Annotated in this window: 3 protein-coding genes; all 3 read left to right on the top strand. The window is 65.4% G+C overall.

All coding sequences use genetic code 11. The annotated features are described in order from the left end of the window. Positions 1-268 precede the first annotated feature (268 nt). The 3 genes from VFF99_RS04170 to VFF99_RS04160 are packed head-to-tail and all read left to right on the top strand — an operon-like array spanning position 269 to position 4,405. Positions 269-1,687 (top strand): O-antigen ligase family protein, encoded by a 1,419-nt coding sequence (locus VFF99_RS04170; RefSeq protein ID WP_325015261.1) that lies wholly within the window; start codon positions 269-271, stop codon positions 1,685-1,687. Beyond that, entirely contained in the window at positions 1,674-3,167 is a 1,494-nt protein-coding gene (locus tag VFF99_RS04165) for an oligosaccharide flippase family protein (RefSeq protein WP_325015260.1), read from the top strand. The genes VFF99_RS04170 and VFF99_RS04165 overlap by 14 nt, the downstream gene beginning before the upstream one ends. 11 nt (positions 3,168-3,178) lie before the next feature. Next, a complete protein-coding gene (locus VFF99_RS04160) occupies positions 3,179-4,405 on the top strand; it encodes a glycosyltransferase family 4 protein (protein WP_325015259.1) in 1,227 nt (408 codons plus the stop codon). The last annotated feature ends 63 nt before the right edge of the window (positions 4,406-4,468 follow it).

Raw genomic sequence — 4,468 nt, 5'->3', positions numbered from 1 at the left:
CACCGCCAAGCTGACTTCGCTGGGATGGCGCCCGGGCATGCGCCTCGGCGAAGGCATCAAGGAAACCTATGAATGTTTCAAGGCGGAGTATCAGCATCAGCCCTGAGGCGGCGTTTCGATCCCTCCGGCCGGCGCCGCCGGATACCGGAGGCGCAATCCCCTGTCCGAGCCTGCAAGAGATGCGGCGCGTCCTGCGCCGCCGAGCCACCACCCGGCGCGCCGGCCGGGCTGCTAACCCGACCCGTTCACAACATCCTCTAGCACAACCATGACACCTGCCCTGACACCCGCCGAGGTCACTACCAATCTGGTTGCCGCCCTGTTCCTGATCCCGATCGTGTTCGGCTTCGTCATCAAGGCGCCGCAGCTGGTCGCGCTCGGCTTCATCGGCGTGTTGTTCACCTTTTCGGACTCCACCTGGGGCCAGCTGACCACCGAGACCACGATCTATTCGCGCGGTTCCGGCATGTTCTATTTCTCGCTGCTGAACCTGGTGCTGCTGACGGCAGGGTTCGCCGCGCTGCTCAAGCGGCTGGCCAATCCGGTCGGGCCGCAGCTGGCGCCCTCGATGGGAAAATATTTCGCCGCCTTCGTGTTCCTGATCGCGGGCCACGTCGTCGTCGGCTTGATGGAAGGCATCGAGCTCAACGTCATCCTCGGCTACAACGGCATCTTCAACGTGATCAACATGATGGTGTTCATGTACATCGTCATCATGGCCTTCGACAGCGAGGAGGATTCGCGCGCGCTGCTGTGGATGATCATCCTGCTCGCCGCCGCGCGCGGCGTGTTCGGCGCGGTGCGCTACTTCGTGTTCGACGGCGACACGGCCAACCCCTACCGCAACTTCGAAGGCCTGGACATCAAGATCTTCTACTTCGACATCAGCGACAACTTCGTCGCCAGCGTCGGCGCCTTCTGCGCCGCCTGGCTGCTGACGTCGCCGGAAGCCAGGCTGGGCTGGTTCAAGCGCGCGCTGCTGTTCGGCTTCCTGGTGCTGGAGATCGCCGCCGTCGCCCTGTCCTTCCGCCGCTCTTCCCTGATCGGCCTGGGGCTGATGTTCGTCTTCCTGTTCCTGCGCATCCCCGGCAAGCGCAAGTTCATGTTCGCCATCCTCGGCGCCGCCCTGCTCGCCGTCGTGGCCTCGATCTTTTACGAACACCGCCTGCAGTTCAACAACAACGAAAGCATGCTGTCCTCCCTGATCTACGACATCGCGCCCGAGCGCGGCATCCGCAACAGCCGTTTCTACGAACTCTACGCTGCCGCGCAGAGCATGGATGGAAACTGGCTGTTCGGGCGCGGCGCGTGGGGCACCTTCACCGGCGACCGCGACCGGCTGTCCTACCACGGCGACGACTTCAGCTTCGTCCACAGCGGCTTCGGGCACATCGTGCTCAAGGCCGGCATCGTCGGCCTGCTGTTGTTCTGCGGCCTGCTGGCGGCCTATGTCAGCTTCTACCGGCGGCACAGGAACGCACTTTCCGGCGATGCGAGGCTGATGGCCGACGCCGGCTTCGCCGGATTCCTGTTCTGGGTACCGACGCTGCTCATCGGCACGCCGATCATTGAGTTCCGCACCATGCTGCTGCTCGGACTGACGCTGGCCATGCCCTTCATTGCGGTGGGCGTGCGCAACGTCCAGGTGCGCCGTTACCAATACGATCCGAACTATGCTGTTGCGTAACTCGCTCTGGAACCTGAGCGGTTCCGCCGTTCCCATGATCGTCGCGCTGGCGACGGTGCCGCTGCTGATCGGCGCGCTCGGCGTGGAGGGTTTCGGTATCGTCACGATGGTGACCTCGGTCGTCGGGTATTTCGGCGTGCTCGACATCAACCTCACTTCCGGCGCCATCAAATACCTTGCCGAACACCATGCGTCTGGCGACCGACGGCGCTTTGCGGAAACCTTCTGGTTCGGCGCCATGTTCTACGGCGCGCTCGGGCTGCTCGGCGCAACGGCCATCTTTTTCTTCGCCGAGACGCTGGTCGGCCGCTTCTTCGAAGTCTCCGACGCGTTGCGCGACGAGACGGTGTTCGCCTTCCAGCTCGGCGCGCTCGGCTTCGCCCTGACCCAGGTACAGAGCTACCTGCTGGTGGTGCCGCAGGCCCTGCAACGCTACGACCGCTCGGCGCAAAGCGAAGCCTTCTTCGGCGTGGTGGTCAACCTCGCCTCCGTGGCCGCCGCGATGGCCGGCGCCGGCGTGGTCGGCGTGATCGTCGCCCGCCTGTGCGTTTCCGCCGCCAACGTGCTCTACCTGTGCTGGATGATCCGCAGCTTCAAGCTGGACATGGCCCCCTGCCGCCCCCGCAAGGACGTGCGTGCCGCGCTGACCTCGTTCAGCGCCTATGCCTACCTGAGCAAGATCGCCTCCACCCTGCACCAGCACGCCGACAAGCTGATCGTGGGCGCCATCGCCGGTCCGGTCGCCCTGACCTTCTATACCGTTCCGGTGACGCTGGCCGGACGCATCCTCGGGCTGACTTACCGCCTGTCGAGCGTGATCTATCCGCGCGCCTCGGCGCTGGCCGGCGCCGGCCGGATCGCGGAACTGCATCCGGTCTACCTCGGCGTCATGCGCTACGTCACCTACATCAACCTCGCGGCGCTGGGCATCATCGTGCTTGCCGGCGACGAATTCCTGCGCCGCTGGGTCGGCGATGAATTCGTGCAGCAGGGCTATCCGGTCCTGGTCCTGATGACGCTGGCGCTGCTGTGCGATTCGCTGACCAACATCCCGTCGCTGGTCAACGATGCGCTCGGTCACCCGCGCGTCACCGGCCGCTTCGCGCTGGCCAGCGGATTGTGCGGCGTCCTGATGGTCTACCTCGGCACCACCTTCGGCGGCATCGTCGGCGCCGCCGCCGGCCACCTGACTTCCTCGCTGGTGCTGGGCAGCATCTTCCTCGTGTTCGTCCACGGCCGTACCGTGCCGGTCGCCTTCGGCGAAACCCTGCGCTCCGGATTCGGGCGCAGCCTCGCGGTCGGCTTCCTGGTGATCTGCGTCCTGCTTCCGGTGAAATGGCTCGCGCCCGACAGCCTGTTCGGGACCGTGGCCGTGGTCTCTGCGGCGGTGCTGACGCTCGGCCTCGCGGGCCTGTTCTTCATCATCGGCGGCGACGAACGGGCGGCGATGATGGCAATGGCGCGCCGCCTGCGTTCATGAGGAGTCCTGCGATGCGCATCCTCATTGTCAGCGAAGATATTCCCTACCCGAACATGGGCGGGCTCGCCAAGCATGCGCTCAACCTCGCGCGCGCGCTGGTGCGCGCCGGCCATCAGGTAGATCTGCTCGGCTGCGACGAGCATCCGATCGAGGTCTGCGGCGAGGAAGGGAAATTCGGCGGCCGCTTCATCGGAGAACTGAACGGACAACACGCCGGCTGGAAGGAAATCAGCTTCGGCATGTTCATGCCGCCCAAGCGGCCGTCGATCGCGAAACATTTCGCCCGCATCATCATGCGGCACGCGCCGAACTACGACGTCGTCCATTACCACGGGCATATCCCCAACGTCGCGCGATATCTGCCGCCGCACATCAATTTCGTGCAGACGCGCCACGACCAGGGCGGCGACTGCTTCCGCCACACGCGCTTCCGCGACGGCGAGGTCTGCACCTCAGTCGATCCGGCCGAATGCGCGAAGTGCATCACGCCCTCGCCCAACGCCCTGCAACGCGCGGTGTCGACATGGGCCGTGGTGCGCTTCCGCCGCGAAGTGGCCGAGAGCTTCCGCGCGCACAAAACAGTCTTCGTGTCGGACCTGCTGTCACGTAACTTCGCGCGCACCGCCGGCCCCGGCCCGTGGGGCAAGACCGTGCACAACTTCGTCGACCGGTCGGCGCTCGAAAAGGTACGCCGTGCCGCCGCGCTGCTGCCGGTGCGCAAGGGCTTCCATGTCTTCATCGCCGCCAAGCTCTATCCGGCCAAGGGCGTGGCCCAGTTCCTGAAGGCGCTGGCGCCGCGCCTGCCGCCGGACATGCACGTCACCATCGCGGGTGATGGGCCGGATGAAAAGGCGATGCGCGAACAGTATGCGTGCGACCGCATCGAATTCCTCGGCTGGTGCGATCCGGACAAGACATTGAAACTGGCGTCGGTAGCCAGCGCGATCGTCGTGCCTTCCGTCTGGGAAGAACCCTGCGCTACCACCGTGCTCGAAGGCCTGTTCCTCGGCAAGCCGACCTTCGCGCTGCGCCGTGGCGGCACCCCGGAACTCGACGTCTACGCCGCGGCGCCGGGGCAGCTGCGCCTGCACGACGACATGGAATCGCTGGTCGCCGACCTCATCGGTTTCGACCCGCAGACACGCTTCGGCTTCGCCCCAGAGGGGCTGGGCTGCGCCAGCCGCGCGGCACAGCAGCTCCTCGAGATTTACCGCTCGCCTCCGGGCAGCACCCTATAGGAATCACAACAGGTATCAAACATGGCACTTACGATTTCCGTCATCACCTGCACCTGGAACAGC

It is taken from the genome of Noviherbaspirillum sp. (assembly GCF_035654295.1).
Classification (GTDB): domain Bacteria; phylum Pseudomonadota; class Gammaproteobacteria; order Burkholderiales; family Burkholderiaceae_D; genus Noviherbaspirillum.
Note: the sequence above shows the minus strand (reverse complement) of the source record. Positions and strands in the feature narration are given on the sequence as shown.